26 protein-coding genes and 2 pseudogenes are annotated in these 23,057 nt (G+C 49.1%); 12 read left to right on the top strand and 16 right to left on the bottom strand.

Annotated elements, in window-relative coordinates:
- Positions 1 to 844 precede the first annotated feature (844 nt).
- From ACR6Z4_RS16280 to ACR6Z4_RS16270, 3 genes are all read left to right on the top strand, one after another.
- The gene (locus ACR6Z4_RS16280) at positions 845 to 1,567 is read left to right on the top strand and encodes a DUF928 domain-containing protein (protein WP_479718344.1); all 723 of its coding nucleotides are present in this window, start codon (positions 845 to 847) and stop codon (positions 1,565 to 1,567) included.
- A gap of 593 nt (positions 1,568 to 2,160) precedes the next feature.
- On the top strand, positions 2,161 to 2,970 hold the full coding sequence (locus ACR6Z4_RS16275) for a CAP domain-containing protein (RefSeq protein ID WP_479718343.1): 810 nt from the start codon (positions 2,161 to 2,163) through the stop codon (positions 2,968 to 2,970).
- A gap of 475 nt (positions 2,971 to 3,445) precedes the next feature.
- Positions 3,446 to 4,423, top strand: a complete 978-nt coding sequence (locus ACR6Z4_RS16270; RefSeq protein WP_479718365.1) for a zinc-dependent alcohol dehydrogenase family protein — start codon at positions 3,446 to 3,448, stop codon at positions 4,421 to 4,423.
- Between the two features lie 13 nt (positions 4,424 to 4,436).
- Here ACR6Z4_RS16270 and ACR6Z4_RS16265 read toward each other — a convergent pair whose 3' ends face one another.
- The gene (locus ACR6Z4_RS16265; RefSeq protein WP_479718342.1) at positions 4,437 to 4,598 is read right to left on the bottom strand and encodes a hypothetical protein; all 162 of its coding nucleotides are present in this window, start codon (positions 4,596 to 4,598) and stop codon (positions 4,437 to 4,439) included.
- A 13-nt stretch (positions 4,599 to 4,611) separates the two neighbouring features.
- A pseudogene (locus tag ACR6Z4_RS16260) lies at positions 4,612 to 4,884 on the bottom strand (DUF4385 family protein); the annotation flags it as partial.
- Between the two features lie 361 nt (positions 4,885 to 5,245).
- Between ACR6Z4_RS16260 and ACR6Z4_RS16255 the strand changes: the two are divergent.
- Positions 5,246 to 6,535: an alpha/beta fold hydrolase gene (locus ACR6Z4_RS16255; protein ID WP_479718341.1), complete on the top strand. Its 1,290-nt coding sequence runs from the start codon at positions 5,246 to 5,248 to the stop codon at positions 6,533 to 6,535.
- Here the strand turns inward: ACR6Z4_RS16255 and ACR6Z4_RS16250 are convergent.
- Positions 6,532 to 7,818 (bottom strand): RNA polymerase sigma factor, encoded by a 1,287-nt coding sequence (locus ACR6Z4_RS16250; protein WP_479718340.1) that lies wholly within the window; start codon positions 7,816 to 7,818, stop codon positions 6,532 to 6,534. The genes ACR6Z4_RS16255 and ACR6Z4_RS16250 overlap by 4 nt on opposite strands.
- A 415-nt stretch (positions 7,819 to 8,233) precedes the next feature.
- Positions 8,234 to 8,386 (bottom strand): hypothetical protein, encoded by a 153-nt coding sequence (locus ACR6Z4_RS16245; RefSeq protein WP_479718339.1) that lies wholly within the window; start codon positions 8,384 to 8,386, stop codon positions 8,234 to 8,236.
- Positions 8,387 to 8,420: 34 nt separating this feature from the next.
- Here ACR6Z4_RS16245 and ACR6Z4_RS16240 point away from each other — a divergent pair, with 34 nt between their 5' ends.
- The 6 genes from ACR6Z4_RS16240 to ACR6Z4_RS16215 all read left to right on the top strand — a co-directional run bounded on the left by ACR6Z4_RS16240 (position 8,421) and on the right by ACR6Z4_RS16215 (position 11,775).
- A complete protein-coding gene (locus tag ACR6Z4_RS16240; protein ID WP_479718338.1) occupies positions 8,421 to 8,780 on the top strand; it encodes a YciI family protein in 360 nt (119 codons plus the stop codon).
- Positions 8,781 to 8,849: 69 nt separating this feature from the next.
- Entirely contained in the window at positions 8,850 to 9,293 is a 444-nt protein-coding gene (locus ACR6Z4_RS16235; RefSeq protein ID WP_479718337.1) for a YybH family protein, read from the top strand.
- A 97-nt stretch (positions 9,294 to 9,390) separates the two neighbouring features.
- The gene (locus tag ACR6Z4_RS16230; RefSeq protein WP_479718336.1) at positions 9,391 to 9,801 is read left to right on the top strand and encodes a VOC family protein; all 411 of its coding nucleotides are present in this window, start codon (positions 9,391 to 9,393) and stop codon (positions 9,799 to 9,801) included.
- Positions 9,802 to 9,966: 165 nt separating this feature from the next.
- Entirely contained in the window at positions 9,967 to 10,401 is a 435-nt protein-coding gene (locus ACR6Z4_RS16225) for a VOC family protein (RefSeq protein WP_479718335.1), read from the top strand.
- Positions 10,402 to 10,460: 59 nt separating this feature from the next.
- Complete coding sequence (locus ACR6Z4_RS16220) at positions 10,461 to 11,189, top strand: DUF899 domain-containing protein (RefSeq protein WP_479718334.1); 729 nt, start codon at positions 10,461 to 10,463, stop codon at positions 11,187 to 11,189.
- Between the two features lie 70 nt (positions 11,190 to 11,259).
- Positions 11,260 to 11,775, top strand: coding sequence for a DUF1579 domain-containing protein (locus ACR6Z4_RS16215; RefSeq protein WP_479718333.1), 516 nt, complete (start codon positions 11,260 to 11,262; stop codon positions 11,773 to 11,775).
- Here the strand turns inward: ACR6Z4_RS16215 and ACR6Z4_RS16210 are convergent.
- On the bottom strand, positions 11,744 to 11,935 hold the full coding sequence (locus ACR6Z4_RS16210) for a hypothetical protein (RefSeq protein ID WP_479718332.1): 192 nt from the start codon (positions 11,933 to 11,935) through the stop codon (positions 11,744 to 11,746). The genes ACR6Z4_RS16215 and ACR6Z4_RS16210 overlap by 32 nt on opposite strands.
- 2 nt (positions 11,936 to 11,937) lie before the next feature.
- Between ACR6Z4_RS16210 and ACR6Z4_RS16205 the strand changes: the two genes are divergently transcribed.
- Positions 11,938 to 12,078 carry a hypothetical protein gene (locus ACR6Z4_RS16205; RefSeq protein WP_479718331.1) on the top strand — a complete coding sequence of 47 codons (141 nt, stop codon included), beginning with the start codon at positions 11,938 to 11,940 and terminating at the stop codon, positions 12,076 to 12,078.
- 206 nt (positions 12,079 to 12,284) lie between these two features.
- On the opposite strand, the gene ACR6Z4_RS16200 is transcribed toward ACR6Z4_RS16205, so the two are convergent.
- The 7 genes and pseudogenes from ACR6Z4_RS16200 to ACR6Z4_RS16170 all read right to left on the bottom strand — a co-directional run bounded on the left by ACR6Z4_RS16200 (position 12,285) and on the right by ACR6Z4_RS16170 (position 17,231).
- Positions 12,285 to 13,589, bottom strand: coding sequence for a WD40 repeat domain-containing protein (locus ACR6Z4_RS16200; RefSeq protein WP_479718330.1), 1,305 nt, complete (start codon positions 13,587 to 13,589; stop codon positions 12,285 to 12,287).
- A 47-nt stretch (positions 13,590 to 13,636) separates the two neighbouring features.
- Positions 13,637 to 13,792, bottom strand: a complete 156-nt coding sequence (locus ACR6Z4_RS16195; RefSeq protein WP_479718329.1) for a hypothetical protein — start codon at positions 13,790 to 13,792, stop codon at positions 13,637 to 13,639.
- Between the two features lie 737 nt (positions 13,793 to 14,529).
- Positions 14,530 to 14,667, bottom strand: a pseudogene (locus ACR6Z4_RS16190) (VOC family protein); the annotation flags it as partial.
- A 33-nt stretch (positions 14,668 to 14,700) separates the two neighbouring features.
- A complete protein-coding gene (locus ACR6Z4_RS16185; RefSeq protein ID WP_479718328.1) occupies positions 14,701 to 15,147 on the bottom strand; it encodes an MAPEG family protein in 447 nt (148 codons plus the stop codon).
- Positions 15,148 to 15,230: 83 nt separating this feature from the next.
- Entirely contained in the window at positions 15,231 to 16,163 is a 933-nt protein-coding gene (locus tag ACR6Z4_RS16180) for a helix-turn-helix transcriptional regulator (protein WP_479718327.1), read from the bottom strand.
- A gap of 425 nt (positions 16,164 to 16,588) precedes the next feature.
- Positions 16,589 to 17,002 (bottom strand): type II toxin-antitoxin system VapC family toxin, encoded by a 414-nt coding sequence (locus tag ACR6Z4_RS16175; protein WP_479718326.1) that lies wholly within the window; start codon positions 17,000 to 17,002, stop codon positions 16,589 to 16,591.
- A complete protein-coding gene (locus tag ACR6Z4_RS16170; protein WP_479718364.1) occupies positions 16,995 to 17,231 on the bottom strand; it encodes an antitoxin family protein in 237 nt (78 codons plus the stop codon). The genes ACR6Z4_RS16175 and ACR6Z4_RS16170 overlap by 8 nt, the downstream gene beginning before the upstream one ends.
- Positions 17,232 to 17,310: 79 nt before the next feature.
- Here ACR6Z4_RS16170 and ACR6Z4_RS16165 point away from each other — a divergent pair, with 79 nt between their 5' ends.
- Positions 17,311 to 17,457, top strand: coding sequence for a hypothetical protein (locus ACR6Z4_RS16165; protein ID WP_479718325.1), 147 nt, complete (start codon positions 17,311 to 17,313; stop codon positions 17,455 to 17,457).
- Positions 17,458 to 17,485: 28 nt separating this feature from the next.
- Here the strand turns inward: ACR6Z4_RS16165 and ACR6Z4_RS16160 are convergent, their stop codons facing one another.
- Genes ACR6Z4_RS16160 through ACR6Z4_RS16145 form a run of 4 tightly spaced genes read right to left on the bottom strand, consistent with a single transcriptional unit; the run spans position 17,486 to position 22,892 of the window.
- On the bottom strand, positions 17,486 to 18,124 hold the full coding sequence (locus ACR6Z4_RS16160) for a HEAT repeat domain-containing protein (protein ID WP_479718324.1): 639 nt from the start codon (positions 18,122 to 18,124) through the stop codon (positions 17,486 to 17,488).
- Positions 18,125 to 18,135: 11 nt separating this feature from the next.
- The gene (locus tag ACR6Z4_RS16155) at positions 18,136 to 18,834 is read right to left on the bottom strand and encodes a HEAT repeat domain-containing protein (RefSeq protein WP_479718323.1); all 699 of its coding nucleotides are present in this window, start codon (positions 18,832 to 18,834) and stop codon (positions 18,136 to 18,138) included.
- On the bottom strand, positions 18,831 to 22,589 hold the full coding sequence (locus tag ACR6Z4_RS16150) for a HEAT repeat domain-containing protein (RefSeq protein ID WP_479718322.1): 3,759 nt from the start codon (positions 22,587 to 22,589) through the stop codon (positions 18,831 to 18,833). Before ACR6Z4_RS16150 ends, ACR6Z4_RS16155 begins: the two co-directional genes overlap by 4 nt.
- A gap of 48 nt (positions 22,590 to 22,637) precedes the next feature.
- The gene (locus tag ACR6Z4_RS16145) at positions 22,638 to 22,892 is read right to left on the bottom strand and encodes a hypothetical protein (protein ID WP_479718321.1); all 255 of its coding nucleotides are present in this window, start codon (positions 22,890 to 22,892) and stop codon (positions 22,638 to 22,640) included.
- Between the last annotated feature and the right edge of the window lie 165 nt (positions 22,893 to 23,057).

Raw genomic sequence — 23,057 nt, 5'->3', positions numbered from 1 at the left:
TTTTAAGTTGGTGTACTAGTTTCTTCGTATACGGCGCTTCGCACGGCATGCAAAGAAACGGTGGCTTTAGCAATTAAACATTGCTGTAAGGATGACAAATGCGAGCGACGACGCCCTCGTCCTACGAAAAAAAAGCTTGCGGTTGATTAAACTCACGATCCGCAGCATCACAAATTAAACAAAACCCGGACGTTTAGTAATTGGCAGCGTGGCGTCGCCACGCCTTCGATACTTAAATCGTTGGTTTTAATAAATCTGCGTCCTTTAGGATCATAGATTAATTAATTGGTAATTCTTTAGAGCTAATGTTCTATAGCGCTTCGCACCCGGATAGATTACGGTCGTCGAGTGAGAGCCGTGCGGCGCGCGGTTCTGATTTAAAACCATGTACGTCATACCATTGAGGCTGGCTATAGGGGCATGGGTAATTGTTTTGAAATGCTCATGGTGCAAGCGCTTCAAGCCAATTGCTAACCAACCAGGTCTGTCACCCTGTTTCAGCGATCGCGACATGCCGTAGATGCGTAGACTTGATTATGGAACATGGATCCGTCAAAGAAAAGTGTCATCCGTATTAGACGTCTAAATCGATACAAAGCTTTAAGATTATTGAACATCCTCATGGATTAGGCATCAGAGATCATAAATTGGGTGCAGTGTATTGCAGCAATGACAGTTGGGTTAGGTTTGCTGCGAAATTTGTTTCCACCGATTTGTATGAAGCAATGGTAAGCAACAACAGACTGGGACTTGTTTTACCCGACGTTTCGCTAGGGTTGCAGGGTTATGCCCGTCCTGTTCTGTAATTTGCGAGCCGCACTAACTCACCCCCCAGAGAATGTAGATGACTAGGTTATTTATGCGCCTTACGACGCTTTCTACGGCACTGTTCCTAAGTCTAGGGATGGTGTTAACCAGCAATCAAGTGTTTGCTCAAGGTAGTGGGTTCAATGCCCCCCCGGTGGGGGCACCTGGCAATCGAGAAGCTGGGTCTGCCCGCTCTGGGTCTTGTACAACGAGCGATCGCGGCTTGGTAGCACTGATCCCCGAATCCAATGTCGGGTTAACCACGGAAGCTTACCCGACATTTTTTGCCTACGTCCCACCCAGTTCTGCAACATCCGCAGAATTTTTGCTGTATGAGGAAGGCACCGATCGGTTGATCTATAGCCAGACGTTGACCTTTCCTGCCAGCCGTTCGGGCATTATCAGCATACCGCTCCCTTCCGATGGCACGGCTTCACCCTTAGAAGTGGGACACACCTACTATTGGTACTTTGCGCTAGTGTGCAATCCCTTAGAACGAGCAGACGATGTCACAGTGCAAGCCAATGTGCAGCGAGTTGCGCTGATGTCGCTGGGTGAGGAGATCGTGAGTCAGTTGGCGATCGCCAGTCTGCAAGATAAGCCCCGCATTTATGCTCAGGCAGGGATCTGGCAAGACTCGCTCAGCCAGTTGGCATCTCTGACCTGTGCCCATCCGAGTGATATGGCGTTGAAACAGGAATGGACTGCGTTATTGGAAGCGGTTGGCTTAGGCGCGATCGCCAACGAACCCCGATTTTAAGCCTCGTTTACAGCATTTTGCCCTAGAAAAATTGGTAGTGATATTCATGTCATGAGCTTTTGTTGCGCGGGCGACGCCCGCGCAACAAAAGCTCATTATTTTTTTAGGACGACCTTAGCTGCAAACTGTGGCGATCGCCGCTATTGATCGGGAACTAAATACCCGTCAAACCTGAGCGTCAGACGCTCCGACGGAGTGAACCAGGTCGTGTTGTGATCGCCTTAAATTGGTGCGAGATACGTAGATTAACATTGTGTCATAAAAATAATTTTCCTAAGAATATATACTGATTACAGCTCTGTAATCCCATTTATTATCCTGAATGGATCTTAAAGTCGTGGATAAATTGAAACTCAATGGTTTTTTGAATGTAGGGCGAAAGCATACCTTGAAAGAACAAGAATTTAGTTTCGATTCATCCGCAATCCTCCGCATTCAAGTATTTTCTTCTCTACCTTGATATAGCTTTACGTAGTCACGTTAGGACGTTGGGGTGTGGGGCGGTGCCCCACGCAGGGGTTTTACCCCTGCACCCCGTCCTAACCTAAGTGCGTAGCGCTATAGCTTGAAAAACAAGCGTAAAGTAACGAATTATGAACCGAACTTTGCATCTTTGTATGGTTGGGCTGACGGTTGGGTTATGGGTACCTGTCAGCGTTGTTGCGTTGAGTCAGTCACCAGCGATCGCTGAAGTTTGTACGCAACAAACCAGCCCTGATTCCCTTGATCTTGAGATTCGCAATGCCACGAGTAGTCCCATTACAGTGCATTGGATCGATACAAATTGTCAGGAAGCCTCAACCAGTGACCCGATTGAACCTGGCAGAGCATTCAAGGGAACGACCTATCCTGGTGATGCCTTCCACATCCGCAATGCTGAAACAGGTGAGCTTTTGCAGGAACTTGTCGTCTCTGAAAGCAGTTCCAACTTTACGATCGGGCTTATCGAAGATGCAGATCCCGGAGCCGCATTTTTAGCCACCTTGAATCAGGTACGCGCAGGCAGAAATTTGCCACCGTTGGAGTATGACCATACTCTCAATCAGTCTTGTCAATGGCTGGCTACTCTCATGGGTCAATATGATGTCATGGATCATGATGCAGTCGTGGTGGGTGGAAGCAGTTATCAAAATATGAGATACCTGGGCGATCGCCTCACCCATTTTGGTTGGCAAGGAGGTGGTTCTGCTGAGGCTTTAGCCGGTGGCTATTTCTCGCGAATCGAGACAGCAGGGAGTACATGGGTTTTAGATTGGAGCAGTAGCGACACCCATTACCGTCCGTTTTTGTCGCTCGATAATCAAGTATTTACCCATGTTGGTTTTGGCTATGCTCCTTCGGCTACCAAGCCAAATGAATATTATGCATGTGCTGTTTTCGGAAATCCTGGTGGCGATCCCTGAGTCTTATGGATGCGATCGCCGTCCTCTATAGTACGTCTGAATAGTGGTATATATGTAATGATTTTTTGTGGCGCAGGCGTTGCCTGCGCCACAAAAATCATTACTTTTTTAGGACTACTCCGAATTGAAAGAAGTGGTGCAGCCCCCGTTCGGGGGCTGCACCACTTCTTTGTCCTAATTTCTATAACTGCGCGATCGCTTCTTTTTCTTAAGGGCAACATCAAGCACTAACTTGCGCCTTAACTTAGAAAACTTGAGTGGTATGAATTGGGCGATCGCTTAACAATGAACTGTAACGAGCGGGTCGCAAATTCACCCCGGCACAGAAAACACCATGACCACCCAAGCTAATCAAAACAACGTTGTCATTGTCAATCAAGATGATGATCTCGATGGGTTCGATACAGTACCCGGAGAACAAACGGCGATCTGCGTCCATAGCAACGGTGTCGGCGGGGCGTTCACATCCTCAATGATGCACGCTCTGATTGTAGATGATCAAACGGCAACATTTCGGGCGACTGAAATTCCCCGCCCAGAACCCACAGCAAATCAGGTTTTGGTGCGAATTAAGGCGAGTGGTGTTAACCCGCTCGATAGCAAAATTCGTACCGGGAAAGCTCCCCATGCCCAACAGGTGCTTCCTGCTGTGCTAGGAATTGATTTAGCTGGAATTATTGAAGCCGTTGGTTCAGACGTCACTGCATTTCAGGTGGGGGATGAGGTATGTGGCATGACGGGCGGAGTCGGCGGATTGCAAGGGTCGCTGGCTGAATTTGCGGCAGTCGATGCCGATTTGTTAGCGAAGAAACCAACCAACCTTACCTTTCGGGAAGCTGCTGCATTACCGCTGGTGTTTTTAACCGCATGGGAAGGACTCGTCGATAGAGCCAATGTCCATGAAGGTCAGAAAGTCCTGATTCTGGGTGGGTCTGGTGGTGTCGGTCACATCGCTGTGCAGATTGCTAAAGCGCGGGGTGCCCAAGTATTTGCAACAGCTTCCGCAGCTAAACATGACCTGGTGCGACAACTAGGTGCTGTACCCATTGACTATCGCAGTATGGCGATCGCCCAGATCGTCCAAACGTTTACGGATGGGCAAGGTTTTGATGTGGTCTACGACTCAGTGGGTGGTTCCACACTAGATGATGCGTTTCAAGCTGTGCGCAATTATGGTCACGTTGTCAGTAACTACGGTTGGGGCAATCATTCCCTATTGCCCCTCTCGCGCAAGGCAGCAACTTATTCCGGTGTGTTTGTGCTGTTGCCTCTGTTGACAGGTGAACGTCGTGCCCATCATGGCGAAATTTTGCGTCAGGCAACCCAATTAGTAGAAGCCAATCAGCTGCGTCCTATCGTTGACCCACGCCATTTCACGTTAGAAACGGTACTGGCTGCCCACGAAGCGGTGGAGCAGGGCACTGCTGGCACCAAAATTGTGATTGATTTGTAACCGCTTACGCTGATTATAGATAGTTCACATGAACAGCTTCCCAGTCGGCTTTTGGTTCATGAGTGATATGAAACAGTACTTCAACGTGTCGCCCTTCTGCATCCAAACCAATAACCAGTAACCCTCGGCTAGTTTCTTCCTGAGCAAAAATGCCTTTTAGATCCGAGAACTTCATGCATCTCCTCCTGTCAGGAACCTGGACGTTTGGCAGCAACGGGTTCAGAACGTTCGTATTGGTCACGGTGGCGTGCGGCTAGTTGCAGATACTCGGGATCCGTCTTCGCCAATTGCCATTTCTCATAGAAAATCTTGGCAGATTCAGCTTTGATTGGATCTTCGGTACGAGGCAGAACGGTCTTAGAACCTGTTGCGTATTTGCGTCCTGACTTGTGATTGGCATAGCGACGCGATCGCGTGTGTCCCATCTGCAAAAATTTTCGTGCCATGTCCATACCCACGAACATCTGCCGAAGTCTAGCTAAAAGACAACCAATTTGGCATTGCTGAATAACGGACTGAATTGAACGTGGAACCTTGGTTTCACGTTCAAATTTATCCCCAAAATCAGCGATGCCCTACGTTTGATGCAGTGTTCTTATCTTGACTGAATCCCTGGCAGATGGAATCGCTCTGCTGGCATACTGCACGCCCAACACCCCATAGTGTGTTAATAAACTGAATGAGGATTGTAGATCGGCTGAAACCAGGTTAGTAGCGCGGCGTCGTCGCGCTACTAACCTTAAAACTTTGGGGTTTAGGTCATTTACAATCCATCCATCAAAAATCCATCGATCAAGAATCCGATTCCAGAGGAACAGAGCCGTGCCCTTCCACAACCAACGTGTGACACCATCTGACCGACAAATGGCAATACGGCTACAGGACGATCGCCAATTAGCATGGTCGGAGTGGGGTTCTGAGGAGGGGATCCCGGTTTTGTTTTGTACGGGGGCGGGAATGAGCGGTTCCCTGGGGTTTGGTGCGACTCATCTGCCGGTGTTGGGATTGCGACTGATAGCGATCGACCGACCGGGATTGGGGCTATCAGACCCTCACCCCAACAAAACCCTATCTTCCTGGGTTGATGATGTGGGGGAGTTGATTCATAGCCAAAATCTCCACACGGTTCTCGCCGTTGGCTTTTCTCAAGGAGCGCCCTTTGCCTTGGCGTTGGCAGCAGCAGGACTGGTAGACGCGATCGCCATTGTGTCAGGACAGGATGAACTGTCGCATCCGAGCATCAAACCGCTTCTGCATGCCGATGTAGCCCAAATGATTACGGCTGTGGAACAGGATGCAGCAGCATTTGAGGAGCATTTTTCTCAGATTGTGACCTGGGAAGGACTATGGCACCTGATTATCAATATGAGTGCAGAATGCGATCGCGCCTTGTATCTGAGTGATGGCTTCAGTCAGGCTTACCAGCGTTGCCTCCAGGAAGGATTTTCTCAGGGATCAGAGGGGTATGCCCGCGATCTGGTGAATGCGGTGAGTGCCTGGTCGTTTGCAGTGGAGGACATTACAGTTCCAGTAGATCTCTGGTACGGCGGTTTGGATACCAGTCCGGTTCACTCTCCTGATTTTGGCGCGACGCTGGCTGCTCGATTACCCCAGGCTACCCGCATCCTCGATCCCAACGCAGGTAGCTCGATTCTGTGGACGCGATCGCATGATATTTTATCGAGGCTGAAAGCTCATTTGTCAGCAACAAACAGCACGATCGTTGATGTGGTTGCCTGGATTTGCATTCAGGATCGACAGGTTTTATGTGCCCGGACGACGGGTAAAGATGCGTTTTATTTTCCCGGTGGAAAGCGAGAAACGGGTGAATCTGACTGGGAAGCACTGCGCCGAGAGGTGCAAGAGGAACTCAATGTCAGCCTGATTGCTGAGACGTTGACCGAGGTAATGATTGTGCAGGAGGTTGCCCATGGCTACACTGAGCCAACTCAGGTGACGATGCGCTGCTTTCAGGCGGAGTATAGCGGTGACATTGTTGCTAACTCTGAAATCGAAGCGATCGCATGGCTGAAGTACAGGGATGTAGACCAATGTGCTCCGGCGACTCAGCGGGTACTGGAGTATTTGTATCAGCAGCAGTGGATTGATTAGAGGCGATCGCTAACGTGTCGCAATCGCTGTTCCAAAAAACGGCGTTCGCTATCATTGGTCACTAATTCTAATGCCCGTGTATAGCTTTGGATTGCATCCTCGAATGCACCAACACGCCGTAATAAATCGGCACGAGTGGCATGAAATAGATGGTAGCTATCAAGCTCCGGGGCAAGGCTATCAATCAGCCCCAATGCGGCGGTTGGACTTTCTGCCATGGCGATCGCCACGGCTCGATTTAAGGTGACAATGGGTGATGGCTGCAAGCGTTCCAGTACTTCATAGAGTCGTACAATCTGTACCCAGTCTGTGTCTTCGGCGCGTGCGGCCTGACAATGAAGTGCGGCGATCGCCGCTTGCAGAGCATACACTCCCGTTCCACCCCGTAGTGCTTCTTCTACTAAAGGCAATGCTTCATTGATTTGTGAATGATTCCAACGGCTCCGATCCTGATCTTCTAGCAAAATCAGATCGCCAGCTTCATCCAGACGGGCATCACGCCGCGAGTCGTGTAACAGCATCAATGCTACCAGTGCTGTGACTTCTGAAGCAGGTTGGGATGCCAGCAATTGCCGTAGCAGTTGCCCCAGACGAATCGCTTCGGTACACAGGTCAGCCCGCGCCATCAAATCTCCTTTGGTCGCCGCATAACCTTCATTAAAAATGAGATAGATGACCGTCAGCACTGCCTCTATCCGAGGGGAGAGATTGGTTGTTTCAGGTACTTTATAGGGAATGCCTGCGTCGCGAATTTTGCGCTTAGCTCGGACTAATCGTTGTGCCATGGTTGCGGTCGGCACGAGAAAGGCGCGGGCAATTTCGTCAGTTTCCAGTCCGCCCAGCATGCGTAATGTCAATGCCACCTGAGTCTCGATCGCCAGTGCAGGATGGCAGCAGGTGAAGATTAATCGCAAGCGATCGTCTGGAATTTCATCGCTATCGTAGGTTGGCTCTTCGCTGGCTGGAATTAACCCCGATGCGGCGTACCATTCCAATTTTTCGGTCAGTCGTGCCTTGCGTCGCAGGCGATCGATCGCTTTATATCGAGCCGTGCGGATAATCCAGGCGCGAGGCAGATCGGGAATGCCGCTATGTTCCCATTGATTCACGGCTGCCGCAAACGCGTCTTGTGCAGCTTCTTCAGCCAGATTAAAATCTCCCACCAGACGAATCAGGATGGCGACGATTCGCCCCCATTCAGCTCGATAGACAGAGGCAATCACCCGAGCAGGGGAACTACCTGGCAACGCCCGAGCACCATCTGAGTTTGGGGTTGAAGCCATACCTGTCATAAAAAGTCACAAAGAATGTTGGGCAGGGTGTCGATCTAAGCGATCGCCGTTCGACTGACGTATACCAACTCCCTAAACTTAAGCTACAGATAGGGGTTGAAAGGGCACTTCCTGCTCATGGGGGATTCCATTCCCCACCCCCTCCAGCAAAATTTGTAGTTAGGATCACAAATTAATGAAAACCCGGACGTTTATGTTTGGAAGCGCGGCAGAGCCGTGCTTCCAAACATAAATCTTCGGTTTTATTAAATCCACGATCCTTAGATTTAGAGAATTTGTATTACGAAGAAATGCAATTACAGAAATAGGATGGCGGATTAGAACAATTGTACTATAGAATGGGTTTTTCAGAGATGTCGATTTGAGCCATTCCCGCTCGACTCATTCATGGCTTGACATATTCAGGTTAGGGCGTTGGGGTATGGAGCAACGCCCCACGCAGAGGTTCCATCCCTGCACCCCGTCCGCACCTGAGTGCGCAGCTATACAAACAAGGTAAATCTCGATCGTACTCAATGACCTGATAAAAAGTTTTCTGTGCCGTGTCGATTTGAGCCATTCCCATTCGACTAAACCGTAAAGGAGGCAATTGAATGAAATATTTGCTGCTGATCTATATGGATGAAAACGCCATGAGTGACACTGAGCGAGAGCATTGCTATCGGGAATCTGCCCAACTCGCTCAAGACCTTGATGCTAAGGGACAATTTCTGGCGACAGCTCCCCTTCATCCTGTTTCAACGGCAACTAGTGTTCAAGTACGGCAAGGCAAATCCCTGGTGATCGATGGTCCATTTGCCGAGACTCGTGAGCAATTGGGTGGGTTTTTCCTGGTTGATGCTCAGGATTTGGATGAAGCCATTGCGATCGCCACCCGCATACCCGGAGCGCGAGTTGGCACAGTTGAAATTCGCCCTGTTCTGGAAATTGTGGGACTTCCAGAGTCGTCATAGTTGCACCCGTCGTCATCATTGCATTCACTGTCAAACCAACCTGCATCTCAAATGCAAGGAGAAACAATCATGACAACTGCAAACACACTCACCGCCAGCGAAGCTGAGATTCGCCAATTAATTGCCGCGCAACAGCGTGCCATTTGTGCCAAAGATATCACCCAAATCATGTCTCACTATGCCAATGAGATCGTGATTTTTGATGTCAAACCCCCTTTCCAAACCAGTGGCAGAGAAGCGGTTCGCCACTTATGGGAAGACTCTTTGCCATGTTTCCCAGACTCGTTTGAGATGGAAACCCGCGACCTGGCGATCGCAGTCAATAACAATTTAGCGACTGCCCATTGGCTATTTCGCTTTAAGGGCGAACAAAACCATCCTGCTACGCAAATGTGGATGCGGGCGACGGCTGTGTGTCAGAAGCATCACGATCATTGGCAGATTTTACACGAACATATTTCAGTGCCATTTGATCCGTCCAATGCGCAAGCAGTGTTCACCCTCAATCCCTAAGATCACCTTTCCGAGCGGGTTTGGCAAACTCATGCAACCCCCAAAACAATCGATTTAAACTTGTCCGCGACACAAACATTGTCACGAAGGAATCGTCATGAAAATCAACTCTTATCTCATGTTTAACGGCAATTGTGAGGCTGCATTCAAGTTCTATGAACAATGTCTGGGTGGCAAGATCACCATGATGATGACCCACAAAGAAGCACCCTCCGCCGCAGATATCTCACCGGAGTGGCATGACAAAATTATGCATGCGTGTCTTGAATTAGAAGATCGCTTCCTCATGGGGTCTGATTGCCCACCCGAGTATTTTGAAAAACCTCAAGGCTTTTGCGTTCAGATCAGCGTGCCCGAACCAGACGAAGCAGAACACATCTTTCATGCTTTATCAAAAAACGGCAAGGTGACGATGGCGATCGCTCAAACATTCTGGTCTACTCGCTTTGGCATGTTGATTGATCAGTTCGGCACACCCTGGATGGTCAACTGCGAACAAGCCGTTTGAGCGTTTAATCACCCGTCACCTCTAGTACAGCAAAACGAAAGTTTTGTAAGGGGTGAAGGGGTTCCATCCCTTCTTGGGGGCGCAGCCCCCAAACCCCCATGTTGCAAAATTTGGTGTTTGCAACACTAGTTTGACAGACTATCCAACAACGACACCGGAGAAACCATGAGTACTCAAATTTTCGTCAATTTGCCTGTCAAAAATCTCCAACAATCCATCAAGTTTTTTACGCAACTTGGATTCAGTTTCAATCCCCAATTCACCGATGAAACTGCCACCTGCATGATTGTCTCTGAGAACATTTTCGTGATGCTTTTGACCCATGAGAAGTTCCAGACATTTACACCCAAAGCGATTTGTGATGCTACCCAAAGTACCGAAGTACTGACATGCCTATCGGTTGAGAACCGAGCAAAAGTGGATGAGATGGTTCGTCAAGCTGTGGCTGCGGGGGGCACAACTTATAACGAGCCTCAAGATCACGGATTTATGTACGCCCACGGATTTCAAGATTTAGATGGGCACATTTGGGAACTGGTATACATGGAACCCAACGCGATGGATCAGGCTGAAGCTGTCAAGGAAAAAGTGGCGATGTAAATCATTCCAGCACCATGGTTTTTGATCTGAATTCAACCATTACACTGTGGAGATTCACAATGATTCAGAATGCAATTGCACATCCAAAAATTGTCGAACCCAACGAGTGGCTAACGGCTCGTAAAACCCTGCTTGAACACGAGAAAGAATTGACCCGGCATCGCGATCGCATCAATGCTGAACGCCGCCGCCTACCGATGGTCAAGCTCAAAAAAGAATATACTTTTTCGGGATCAAACGGTGCCGTCAAACTGGCTGATATGTTTGACGGACAAACCCAACTGATCATCTACCACTTCATGTTTGCGCCAGAGTGGGAAAAGGGCTGCATGGGTTGCACTGGCTACGTCAATGCCCTGGGTGATCTGTCCATGCTGAATCAACGGGACACAACCTTTGCACTAGTTTCCCGTGCCCCGTTGCCCAAATTGGAAGCCTACAAGCGGCAGAAGGGATGGACAATTCCTTGGTATTCCTCCTTTGACAGCGATTTCAACTATGACTTCCACGTCACACTGGACGAAAATGTTACCCCCATCGAGTACAACTACCGCGACAAAGCGGAGCTAGAGAGATTGAACGGTGCCGACGCCATGCAGGGTGAGAGTCACGGGCTCAGCGTGTTCTTCCGCATGGGGGACGATGTGTTTCACACCTACTCGTCCTATGCCCGTGGCGTTGAATCCCTCACCGATACCTACAGCTTGCTGGATATGACCCCCTACGGACGGCAAGAAGACTTTGAAGATTCACCCCCTGGCTATCCGCAACATCCAACCTATGGGTAAAGGTGTCGCACGTTTCAGCTGATTGGAGTGCGATCGCAATTCCCTATCATTCATCCCAAGGAGACAAACCATGGAAACTATCCAAACCGAACAAACCACACCCATGCCTGCTCAGCCTCAGAAAGAACATCAATGGCTCCAAAAACTCGTCGGTGAGTGGACCTATGAAACCGAAGCAATCATGGGCCCCGATCAACCTCCTGTCAAATCAACCGGAACGGAGACCGTGCGATCGCTGGGCGGACTCTGGATATTGGCAGAAGGACAGGGCGAAATGCCTTGTGGTGGCTCTGCAACAACGTTGATGACGCTCGGTTACGATCCACAGAAACAACGCTATGTCGGCACCTGGGTCGGGTCGATGATGACATATCTCTGGCACTATGACGGTGAAATGAATGCAGGGGAAACTGTGCTGACGCTCAACTCTGATGGACCTGTCATGACAGGTGAGGAGAAACTTGGAAAGTACAAAGATGTGATTGAGTTCAAGAGCAACGATCACCGGATCTTGACCTCCCATATGTTGGGCGAGGATGGGCAGTGGCAACAGTTTATGACTGCTCACTATCGACGAACGCAATAAGGCGGATCATTCCGTTAATGAACCCCAGTCCTGCACAAAGACTCAGCCAAATCATGACATCCAGCATGGCGCGGAAGAGTTGCTGATAGTTGAAGGTGCGATCGCTTGTCATGCCCACGAGCCAGGGCATGGCAAGCACTACAACTAAAGGAAAAAACATCCATGCGATACCCACAATCATCTGCCATTCGGGTATCGTATGGATGTTTCGTTTCCATTGCGGAAAATGCAGATCTCAGTTTCCAGGGTTGGCTGAGCAGTAGTTGTTTTGAGTTGGAATGCCAGCAAGATCAACGTCCCTAGCAAAAGCAACCCGTAGCGCAGCCGAAAACGCATCTTTATCATCATTTTCTTCCTCTGCGACCCTCCTTCCATCAATGAAATTTGGAGTGAGTGCCGCGCTCCGCGCGGCACTCACACTGGCAAATTAATCTGATCTGCTGCCGCAAATAACTGATGAATCAACGCAATGTGGAGAGCATTCATATTTTTCGCCCAACCTGTAATCCTCACAATGTCCATCGGATAGTTGTGCCAATTTGCCCGGTTTGAGTGGCAATCAGTTGTGTCCCATCAGCCGTGAATTGGAGAGAAAATGAAGCTGGTAATTTACTTAATACACCTTTAAAGAAGGACGCTGATAGATCTTCTCCTAATACACCTAATAGCTGTCCTTGACGATTCCAAACCCGAATGAGGTTATCTCCACTGGCATCTGCCATCTTCTCACCCAGCGTCGCAATTTGAGTGCCATCTGAGTTAATGGCGATCGCATGGATTGAACCCTCATGGGCTTTCACCGTTACCCCTGGATTGCTTTGAGCATCCCAAACCCGCAATATGCCCATTGAACTGCCTGTAACAACCTGACCCTTGTTGCTCAATTGAATAGACGAAATCGTTTCCGCAGGATTTACGGTCCAGTGACTAAACTCAGCTTTCAACTGCCCTTGCGAATCCCACAGTTTCATGCGTTCTGAGCCCGCTGCTAAAATAGCCTGACCATCGGGGCTAAATTGAGCCATAGAAAATTTTGGCTGATCTTGATTCAAGGTTAGCTGTGGATTTCCTTGCAGATCAAGGACTTGCACAACACCCTTGCCCACTGTCAGGAGATGTTGGCTATCGGGACTAAACTGCATATGTTGATACGGATGTGAGTTATGCGGATGTAAGCCTACCTGCAACCCTTCAAACGATGCTAATTGCGTAGCTTCAATGTCGAGCAACCGGGCTGTAACAACCTGCTCTGGTTGTTGACCTGGGGGAATGACATCAGGATATTCGATCGTCAGAATATAATTGCCATCAGGGCTAATTTGCAGGTTTTGGACATGTACTTGATGACCATCGAAACTGGCGAGTGGATTGAGTTGGCTATCCCAGATTCGAGTGGTGCGATCGCTACCACTTGTAATAATTCGTGAACCATCAGGACTAAATTTCACAGGTCCAACCAACCACCGGAGTTCACGGTTTGCTAGTGGATTGGCATCAGCGTCCAGCACAGTCAGAGTGCTCCGCTCTTCCAATCCGTTCTGTTCCAGGCGATTTAGAACTTGAACGATGCGATCGCCCTCAGGGCTAACAGCACCCACTGGAGTGAGCAACGTAGCATTATGATTCGGTTCAACATTTGTGGCAGCTTGCAGCACGGCGTCAGGAGGTATACTTCCATCCACTTGAATGACATTATTGGCTGACGGTTCCGGTGTAACGTTTACTTTCTCAACAGTCGTGGGAGACTGATTGACGCACGCTATCAAAAACAGAGTGACTGTAAACGCCGCGATATTAGACCATCTTCGCTTCATTTTTTTCATGCTTTGAACGAGTAAATTAATTAACATTGCAGCTACTCCTAGCTATAACGTCTTGAATCTTGAATGGCGTTGCTGGTTTTGAGGATGAATTTGAACGGGAAACCGAAGGTTTCCCGTTCAAATTCATCCTGATTGAGCAATACCTCTTGAACTTTGAATAACTTGTCTAAAAGTAGTGGGTGTTGCCAAGCCAAACTGAAGGAATCAACGCCATTTCGCCACGCTGATATCAGTGCTGATGCAATTGTTCATCTAATCGATGTTTTGCGTTTAGGGCAACTAATCTTGTCAAGACATTACACTCGATTTCAAGAAAATTAGTCGTAGAAAAATCGCATCTCTAACCATTAACCGTACGTCTTATTCGGAGAGAAATCGGAAGACGCGATCGCGAATGGAATCGTAAACGTATCACCAAATATTACCTAATCGATCGCGTTTTTGCCAAATATGTAGCTCATTGGATACAGATGTCAGTACAATATGCCAAATGAGAGATAACATTGACTGCTTTTAGGTACAGAATGAAGCAGCAATGCCTCTGACTTGCCATTTGAGTGAGCGAAGACCTGGATCAGGAAAGCGAAACAAAGAGATCCGATATCCGTTAGCCCGTTGTTCTAGCCGTTTTGCTCCAATATGGCTAAGGATCGTGAATTTAATAGAACCGAAGATTTATTTTTGTCAGCGCGGCGGAGCCGCGCTGACAAAAATAAACGTCCGGTTTTTAATTAATTTGTAATCCTAAAGAGATGCTCAGGTATACCCACATTTATACAAACTATTTGGACATAAGCGGGGCACTATGGAATCAGCTTCATTCATCATCATTTTCATCCAAATCATATTCTTTTTCTGGTTTATCGAAACGCTTGGGAAAATCAAATCATATCTACGAGATATTCGTGATATTGCTCAGCGATCAGAAAGAGATCCTTAAGCCTTCAGCTTGAAGTCGGGCATATTCCGTGTCAATATCATCTACAACCAAAGCAATTAGCAAACCATTTGCCCGATGTGCTTGCATATGGACAGGTTTGAAGCTTTTTAATCCCGTTCTTAGAAAAAGACTTGATTTACTCCATCCACATGCAAACGTTGATTACAAGATGGCTAAACCAATCAGACTGATCAAGCAACTAAATTGAATGCCTAAGCTCAATACTCGTAGTTTTGGATCAGCACCGATGATGTGAATCATAGAGTGTAATAGTCGAAACGTAATATAGATACCGACAAGCAGATCGATGCTATTTCCAGAAACCCCTCGCATTGTTAACAGTAAAACCACTCCTAAATATAGGGGTAGGTTTTCAACCAGGTTAGCCTGCACTCGAAATAATCGCCACATCAAATTATTGTCATCGATCGCTGCAAACTCTTTGGGACTGCCGCCTGCTGCTAGATGGCGAATTCTGACAACCAGCAAAACAATCACAATTGCGATCGTCCAGAGTATAAAAACGACCAATCCCCACAGTGGAATGGTCATCGGTTGAATCGATAAGGATTGGGCGATCGCCAGACCTGCATGGTGCTCAATTTGCATGTTTCTTCTCCCATAGAATCTACGTCTACTGTAAAAAGTTAGTGCAGCAAGATTCTAGAAAAAAGTTGCGAAGCTTTGGGATATTATTGCGATGCGTTGGATGCTAATCGCGATCGCAGCAGTTGTTTGGGCGTCACACCCATATAACGTTTGAAGTAGCGTGTTAAATGGCTCTGGTCACAAAAGCCTGTTTGGGTCGCAATTTCAACAATACTGAGTTCACTATGGTATAAAAGGTGTTTGGCTTGATTCAATCGGCACTGCAAAATGTATTGGTGAGGCGTGATTCCCAAACTTTGCTTGAACAGTCGCAAGAAATGATAGGGGCTGATTTGGGCGATCGCCGCTAGCTCAGCTAACTTCAAATCATGATGGAGATGATGGTATATATACTCTTTCACCAGTGCTAATGTAACGTCAGACAAACCATTGGCATAACTGGAGAGCTTGGGTCGAGTCACACAATAAGTTCGCAATAATTGCACAGCTAATGCAGTTTTTAAGCTATCAACCAGTAAGTGACTGCCCATTCCTCCCAGTTCAGCTTCTTGCCTCAACGTTAAAAGAATGGTTTGAATCAATGGGTCAGACTTGCTCATAAACTGAGGTTGTAATTCGATCTGGTCAGGATTGACCCATTCTTGACCCATCTGTTTTAGCAAGGTTGGCTCAACTGCCAGCACTATAAATTGAGCCGGAGCATCCCAACCGCAGGAATGGGTTATCCCCGCTGGAATAATTGCAATATCTCCAGCCCCCCGTCTTTCGCGCGATCGCTTGCCATCCAGCACTCGGATCCCTGGTGCATTGGTGTTGTCTGAGTCAACTAATCCGCACGCCAGCACATGCATTGTGTGGTGATGTTCATCCGTGGCAAAGGTTGGTTGTTGGTGCAGTTCGAGATGTAGCCCATGCCAACCCAAACTCTTTAAAACAGCAGGATTGGGGACAATTTGATCCGAGGCGCACTCCTGACCATAATCCAGTAGTTTGACAGACGGCGTTGGCTCTCTCATAACCTGTCGCAGCTAAAGGATGTCTCCATTGTGCCTGATTTTTATGGCTGATGATCCTGAAGTCTATGTTCTATTGAGCTAGTCAACCCGAATCAAATGGTCAGCCTATCCGTGGGTTCCACCAGATTCGGTCTTCCATTTGCAATAGATGAGTGATCGCTAGGCTTAGCTGGTCATTATTATCAACGTCTTCTCGACTTAAAGGAAGCGATCGCTCTCTTGCCCATCCCTCAATACGATCGCCCTTTCCTCCATCATCCTTTCTCCTTTCTCAGTGCGATCGCCCTAGTATAAAAAGCGCTCGGAATTTTGTGTAAACCTCGGTTTTAAGAACGAAAAATCAAGGGTTTCAATCCTATCTGACGCGGTTTTCTGAACACTCCCGCATAATTGGCTCAAGGGCAAGTGTTTTTCGTAAGATATCTTTAACTCTTCAGTAACGCGCGGAAGCCTGCTTGATTAAAATGGTCATCTGTCGTCAGTGCCTCAGAAATACCACGCTCTTGCATGACAACAAATGATACACAGTCAATAAGTCCCCACTGTTTATCTAAACGATCTCTAAATAGGTTGAAAGCAGCGTTGTAGAGGTCGCTTGATAATGGAACGATCTCGACGTTAGGATCAGATGCCAGTGATTCGAGTAGTTGAACCGCTGCGACTCGATATCGTTGTTTAGAGAGTGCATTACCAATTTCTAACAGTATTGCTTGCGTTGTCACTAGGCGAGTGCCATTCTTTTCAAATTGATTGGCAAGATCGACTGCCCGTGCGTGGCTCTGGTCTGTGGTGGCAGATAGCGCAATAGCAAACGATGTATCCAGAAAAACTTCAGTCATCTTCCTGGGTAGTATCACCGTACAAATAGTGATCTAAATTTGCTGACCAATCTGGTTCACCTTGTAAATGAAGCGATTTGGCAGTCTGAAGAAATGATTTTGGGGTAGTTGGTTTTTCTGGCGATACGCTTTCAACGGTGATTCGTACTCGTGTGCCAGCTTTTAGATTTAAGGGTGCTGTTGGATGAAAAGTGGTGCCATCAAAGACCGCTTCGACAACCTGAATCATGGCTTTTTCCATAGCTGTCACCTCCATCAAAATTGCTGGATCAATCAACGTAAACCGACCTACTCCTCAAGTTTAACGGATGCCGTTCCCATCTGTGATGTCCTTGGGGCTTTCAACGCGATCGCCCCGGCATAATTGGCTTAATAGCGATCGCCTTTTCCTCCATCATCCTTTCTCCTTTCTCAGTGCGATCGCCACTTCCCGAATCCCTTCGGCAATCTCTTGAAAGGCGGCATCGCGATCGCCCTCATGGTTTAATTTCCCGGAAGCTGCTGACGGTTGCGATCGTAGATTTCGTAAAGTCTTTTGCCCACTTCAATCGGAATGCCTGCGGGGGGACAGATGATTTTGACTCCTTCCACTCCACCTGCAAACAATATACTGAAGACATCTTGCCAGCGTTGCCAGTTTTGGGGGTTGTTTTGGGGCATCCTGGCGAAGCCATTGAGCAAGATTTCAAAGATTTCTGCGTCCGGTTTATTGGGATATTGGGTGCGTAATTTTGTCAGGAGTTGGGCAAGCTGTTGGGTAGCTTCGGTGCTGGGTTCTGGAGCATAGTTATGTTGAATACCCACTTGATCGCCCTGAATTGTTACATCTCCCGTGTTGATGTTACCGACCTGGTTGATGTTGAAAATCGGTTGGTTTTTAGAGGGTTCAGTCATGGGATTAAGGGGTTGAATTTGGGCAATGGTGACTAAAGCATCCATAATGGCGAGTCGGACTGCGCTATCTGGATCTTGAAGGGCGATTTGGCAGAGGAGGGGAATGCTCGTTTCTGCACCTAAACGACCAAGAGATTGAGCGGCTCGAATGCGAATGGTGCTATCTGTTGCATCAGTAAGTAGTGTGCAGAGGGTTTCAATGATGATTTGACGGTTTTCTGGGGTCACGAATTTTTACCCTATGCCACCGACCAATCCACTGCGCTACCCATTTTGCCAAGCGCTTCGATTGCTCGTTCGCGCACTTGAGTGTTGGGGTCTTGGAGAAGTTGAACAAGGGCTGGGATGGCTGTTTCCTGGTTGAGTTGACCGAGAGCGATCGCAGCACTTTGACGTAGGGTTGAATCGGGGTGTTGGATAGTTTCGAGTAAGGGTGTGAGAACCGTTTCGGATGGCATATTGCCGAGGGCGATCGCAGCATTTTGGCGGACGAGTGCATCGGAGTCAGCCAGGAGCTTAAGCAAGGCTGGAACGGCAGCAGGGCGTTTTAGATGACCGAGCGCTTGCGCAGAACGACTACGAACGCTGGGGGCGAGGTCTTGGAGGGCAGTAATGAGGATGGGGGTGATACTTTCGCTGCCAATGTCGCCGAGCGCGGTGGTGATACTTTCCCGAACGCTAGGGACAGGGTCTTGAAGGGCTGTGATCAGATCGGGGAGGATGGTATCGTTGCCAAGTTTACCAAGGGCGATCGCGGCATTTTGGCGGACAAGGGGTTCGGGGTCGTGGAGGGCGGCGATCAGTTGAGGAATGATTGCTGGATATCCCAGTTGCCCGAGGGCTTGAGCGGCTTTGGCGCGAATTTCTGGAAGCGGGTCTTGCAGGTTAGTGCAAAGGGTATCGAGCACCAGTTGTTGGTGAGCGGGGTTTTGAATCATGGGTGCTGCTCTCCGATTTGATCGCCGTGGATGCTGACGCTACCTGTGTTGAGGATGCCGATTTGATCAATATTGTAGATTGTGGTGGTGGGGCTACTGCTACTTTGGCTGACGGGGCGATCGCCTTTCTGCGCTGCCAGACGGGCTTGAAAGATTTCATAGTTGTAGAACTTGCAGTTGGCTTGAATTCCAAGGATGACGAGATAGGCAGTTTGACCAGAACTTGTGGGGATTAAGGTGAGCAAGTGTGGCAGGTGAGAGGACAACACCTCTACATGATTCTTAGCAATAGAGACTAACGTGTCAGCCGTGCTCCTACGCACATAGTCGTTTGCATCTTCGATTGTTTTGAGCAGTCCTGGGAGCGCCGCCTTTGACCCCAGCTTCCCTAACGCCTCAGCCGTTCTCAAACGCACATCGTCGTTTGCATCTTCGAGCGCTTTGAGCAGTCCTGGGAGCGCCGCCTCTGACCCCAGCTTTCCTAACGCCTCAGTCGCTCTCAAGCGTACATCGTCGTTTGCATCTTCGAGCGCTTTGAGCAGTCCTGGGATCGTCGCCTCTGACCTCAGCTTTCCTAACGCCTCAGTCGCTCTCAAGCGTACATCGTCGTTTGCATCTTCGAGCGCTTTGAGCAGCCCTGGAATCGCCGCCTCCGACCTCAGCTTCCCTAACACCTCAGTCGCGCTCCTACGCACAGCGACGTTTGCATCTTCGAGCGCTTTGAGCAGCCCTGGGATAACCGCCTTTGACCTCAGCTTCCCTAACGCCTCAGTCGCTCTCAAGCGCACATCGTCATTTGCATCTTCGAGCGCTTTGAGCAGCCCTGGGATAACCGCCTCTGACCCCAGTTTCCCTAACGCCTCAGTTGCGCTCTTACGCACATCGTCGTTTGCATGTTCTAGCGCTTTGAGCAGCCCTGGGATAACCGCCTTTGACCTCAGCTTCCCTAACGCCTCAGCTGCTCTCCAACGCACATAGTAGTCTGAATCTTCGAGCGCTTTGAGCAGCCCTGGGATCGTCGCCTCTGATCCCAGCCTTTCTAACGCCTCAGCCGCTCTCAAATGCACAGCGACGCTTGCATGTTCAAGTGCTTTGAGCAGTCCTGGGATCGCCGCCTCAGAACCCAGCTTCCCTAACGCCTCAGCCGCTCTCCAATGCACCTCGTCGTTTGCATCTTCGAGTGCTTTGAGCAGTCCTGGGATCGCCGCCTCCGACCTCAGCTCCCCTAACGCCTCAGCCGCTCTCCAACGCACATTGTCGTTTGCATCTTCGAGCGCTTTGAGCAGTCCTGGGATCGCTGCCTCAGAACCTAGCTTCCCTAATGCTCCTGCCGCTCTAAAACGCACATGGTAGTTTGCATGTTCGAACGCTTTGAGCAGTCCCGGTATCGCCGCCTTAGAACCCAGCTCCCCTAACGCCTCAGCCGCGCTCCTACACACAGCGACGCTTGCATGTTCTAGCGCTTTGAGCAGTCCCGGTATCGCCGCCTCAGAACCCAGCTTACCTAACACCTCAGCCGCGCTCCTACACACAGCGACGTTTGTATGTTCTAGCGCTTTGAGCAGTCCCGGTATCGCCGCCTCAGAACCCAGCTTCTCTAACGCCTCGGCTGCTCTCCTATGTACGTAGTAGTTTGCATCTTCCAGCGCTTTGAGCAGTCCTGGGATCGCCGCCTCAGAACCTAGCTCCCCTAACGCCTCAGTCGCGCTCTCACGCACCTCGTCGTTTGCATCTTCTAGCGCTCTGAGCAGTCCTGGGATCGCCGCTTCTGACCTCAGCTTCCTTAACGCCTCAGTCGCGCTCCTACGCACCTCGTCGTTTGCATCTTCTAGCGCTCTGATCAGAACTGGAATGGCAGTTTCAGACCCAATGTTTCCTAACGCATCTGCTGCCCTCAAACGTACTACAAAATCTGCATCTTCCATCGCCTTGAGCAGAGTTGAAATGGCGGTTTCAGACCCAATTCCCACTAAATCATCTGAAGACTTATTTTCTAATGAAGAGTTGTAGAGTTGGAAACTTGTTAAGACGTTCTTGGCACTGCGATGTACAAACGATTGGGGATGATTAAGAGCCTTCCGCAATCCTACAACAGCATATTCCTTTAACTGAGTATTTCTGATTGCTTGTTCTGCACTATGGCGAATATCTGCGTAGACATCTTCCATAGCCATTAGTAACCCCTGAATGGCACTTTCCGAATCAATCCACGCCAAAGCATGAACTGCACTTTTTCGCCTCTGGGGATCTGGTTCTTTAAGTCGCTCAATTAAGTTTGGCACGATTGCATTGGTTTGCATCCTTGCGTAAAGCTGAAGCATAAACGATTCGGGAAACTCTAAGGTATCGATTAGTTGAATCGTGTGCTTTTGAAACTCCGGTTGCACCTCTCCAGCCAACCGCGCCCCCAACATCAAATCCACAGCCAATGCTAGCTCCACCAACCGCATCACCAATGCCTTATCCGTCACTAGCGCTAGCATCAAAGCCACTGGCTCTGTCCATTTCAGGTAATTCAAATACTCCCGCTGCAAGGTGGCGTCATCCAACATATCCAACTTTGCCAACAACCACTCTGCTGCATAGTATTCCTGAATCAACTGATGGCGAAACTCCACCAGCTCGCCATTGCGCTGGAGCAAATGATGCTTGAGTAAGTCATCCAATGCCTTGCGAGGTGCCAGCGGATCGGCAGTCTGCAAATAGTTGGCAAAAACTTGATAGATTTCGCTGGGGGCGATCGCCACTCTTAATTCCGTTGGCTTTTCCCCCTGCATCATCCGCGCCGCCAATACTTGCAGCAACTCTGGCCACAGACGGCGATCGCTCTCCACTACCACATCCTGTTTCAACTGCCGCTCATAGCCCTGGGTAAACGCCCGAAACACCTCACCCAAATTTTGGGGAATGGTCTGGGTCTGTTGAAACAAACTGCACAGCATCCAAAGCAGCAATGGTGTTTGCCCAAACTCCCGCAACCGATCCTTGAGTTGCCGCAGCATCGCCTCCGCCTGCTCTGGCACATACGCCCGGATAAATGCCTGCATCTGGGATTTCGTCAGCGGTTGCATCTCCAGCTTGCGCTCAATTCCCAGATCGCCCCCCAGGCTCAAATCTCGCGTGGTGAAGATCATTGGCACCTTGGGATGATCGCGCCGAAACGCAGAGAGTTGGGTACGCGCCTCCTCTGACGGCAACTCATTCACCCCATCAAACAGGAGGAGTGATTGGTTCAACACAGTTTCTACTTGATCGGAGGTAACCGCAAGATCATGGCGCTTCAACGCATTAACGATTAGCTGAGCGATCGATCCTTGCCAATAGCGCAATTCCACCAAGATGGGGATGCGCAGCGATTGGGCTGAGACCTCGGAGGTTTTCAAAACCTCCGAGGTCTGGGTTGAGATCTGGGAATTTGCCTCTTCTAACATTAGCCGCGCTAACGCCGTAGACTTCCCTGAACCCGGTCGCCCCACCAACAGCACAGGCTCCGGCTTTTCCCCTAGGGCATACTTCCGCAACCCATCTAAAACCGAAAACCGTTCGACTTTTTCTTTCTCTTGCTGCTCCTGTTCTCGCTCTTGTTTTGTCACCGTCTGCACCATCAGCCCAAAGTCAAAAATCGGGGCGGATTCTTGGTTCTGGCGTTGTTTGCCTTCAGCGTCGGTCAGCGTGTAATACTGCCACCACCTTTCATAGGTAGCGGTAAGCGATCGCAAATAGGGCTGAAAGTCGATGTCCGACGGTTGCTTCACTCCATGACTCCAACGGCGATCGCCACTCTGACAGTCAATTCTAAAATTCTAAGAGGTTCTGATGGGTGCTTCACAACCAATTCCATCTTTATCGCCATCAAAATGATGCGGGTCAGATTCTACCACTCGAAAATTGGTATAGGAAACCTCGGCACAATCCAGATCGGGTGGTGGCGGTGGAATACAAACATCAGGATAGGCAGGACTACAATTTTGCTGCGCCAAACTGGGAGAGGCGATCGCTACCACAAACATAACCAACAGACTCAGCAAACCCAACAACACAATCTTTAACAAACTCATACAGTAAACCAGACGAAATACGGCGTTTTCTAATCTTTCTGAAGGTATCCCATTTTTCGGGAAAAGATAGTGATATCCATGTGATAGTTTTTTGTGGCGCGGGTGTTGCTCATCCCGGTCGCAATTTGTCATCCTATTGATCAGGCAGACGATTGGGATACTAGA

Source organism: Calyptranema fuscum S582 (assembly GCF_055793305.1).
This window is presented reverse-complemented; position numbering and strand designations above follow the sequence as displayed.

Coding starts and splice junctions, on each gene's coding strand:
- ACR6Z4_RS16280 (WP_479718344.1), top strand. CDS start 845: ATGACTAGGTTATTTATGCGCCTTACGACGCTTTCTACGGCACTGTTC.
- ACR6Z4_RS16275 (WP_479718343.1), top strand. CDS start 2,161: ATGAACCGAACTTTGCATCTTTGTATGGTTGGGCTGACGGTTGGGTTA.
- ACR6Z4_RS16270 (WP_479718365.1), top strand. CDS start 3,446: ATGCACGCTCTGATTGTAGATGATCAAACGGCAACATTTCGGGCGACT.
- ACR6Z4_RS16265 (WP_479718342.1), bottom strand. CDS start 4,598: ATGAAGTTCTCGGATCTAAAAGGCATTTTTGCTCAGGAAGAAACTAGC.
- ACR6Z4_RS16250 (WP_479718340.1), bottom strand. CDS start 7,818: ATGGCTTCAACCCCAAACTCAGATGGTGCTCGGGCGTTGCCAGGTAGT.
- ACR6Z4_RS16245 (WP_479718339.1), bottom strand. CDS start 8,386: ATGGCTCAAATCGACACGGCACAGAAAACTTTTTATCAGGTCATTGAG.
- ACR6Z4_RS16240 (WP_479718338.1), top strand. CDS start 8,421: ATGAAATATTTGCTGCTGATCTATATGGATGAAAACGCCATGAGTGAC.
- ACR6Z4_RS16235 (WP_479718337.1), top strand. CDS start 8,850: ATGACAACTGCAAACACACTCACCGCCAGCGAAGCTGAGATTCGCCAA.
- ACR6Z4_RS16230 (WP_479718336.1), top strand. CDS start 9,391: ATGAAAATCAACTCTTATCTCATGTTTAACGGCAATTGTGAGGCTGCA.
- ACR6Z4_RS16225 (WP_479718335.1), top strand. CDS start 9,967: ATGAGTACTCAAATTTTCGTCAATTTGCCTGTCAAAAATCTCCAACAA.
- ACR6Z4_RS16220 (WP_479718334.1), top strand. CDS start 10,461: ATGATTCAGAATGCAATTGCACATCCAAAAATTGTCGAACCCAACGAG.
- ACR6Z4_RS16215 (WP_479718333.1), top strand. CDS start 11,260: ATGGAAACTATCCAAACCGAACAAACCACACCCATGCCTGCTCAGCCT.
- ACR6Z4_RS16210 (WP_479718332.1), bottom strand. CDS start 11,935: ATGTTTTTTCCTTTAGTTGTAGTGCTTGCCATGCCCTGGCTCGTGGGC.
- ACR6Z4_RS16205 (WP_479718331.1), top strand. CDS start 11,938: ATGCGATACCCACAATCATCTGCCATTCGGGTATCGTATGGATGTTTC.
- ACR6Z4_RS16200 (WP_479718330.1), bottom strand. CDS start 13,589: ATGAAGCGAAGATGGTCTAATATCGCGGCGTTTACAGTCACTCTGTTT.
- ACR6Z4_RS16185 (WP_479718328.1), bottom strand. CDS start 15,147: ATGCAAATTGAGCACCATGCAGGTCTGGCGATCGCCCAATCCTTATCG.
- ACR6Z4_RS16180 (WP_479718327.1), bottom strand. CDS start 16,163: ATGAGAGAGCCAACGCCGTCTGTCAAACTACTGGATTATGGTCAGGAG.
- ACR6Z4_RS16175 (WP_479718326.1), bottom strand. CDS start 17,002: ATGACTGAAGTTTTTCTGGATACATCGTTTGCTATTGCGCTATCTGCC.
- ACR6Z4_RS16170 (WP_479718364.1), bottom strand. CDS start 17,231: ATGATTCAGGTTGTCGAAGCGGTCTTTGATGGCACCACTTTTCATCCA.
- ACR6Z4_RS16165 (WP_479718325.1), top strand. CDS start 17,311: ATGCCGTTCCCATCTGTGATGTCCTTGGGGCTTTCAACGCGATCGCCC.
- ACR6Z4_RS16155 (WP_479718323.1), bottom strand. CDS start 18,834: ATGATTCAAAACCCCGCTCACCAACAACTGGTGCTCGATACCCTTTGC.
- ACR6Z4_RS16145 (WP_479718321.1), bottom strand. CDS start 22,892: ATGAGTTTGTTAAAGATTGTGTTGTTGGGTTTGCTGAGTCTGTTGGTT.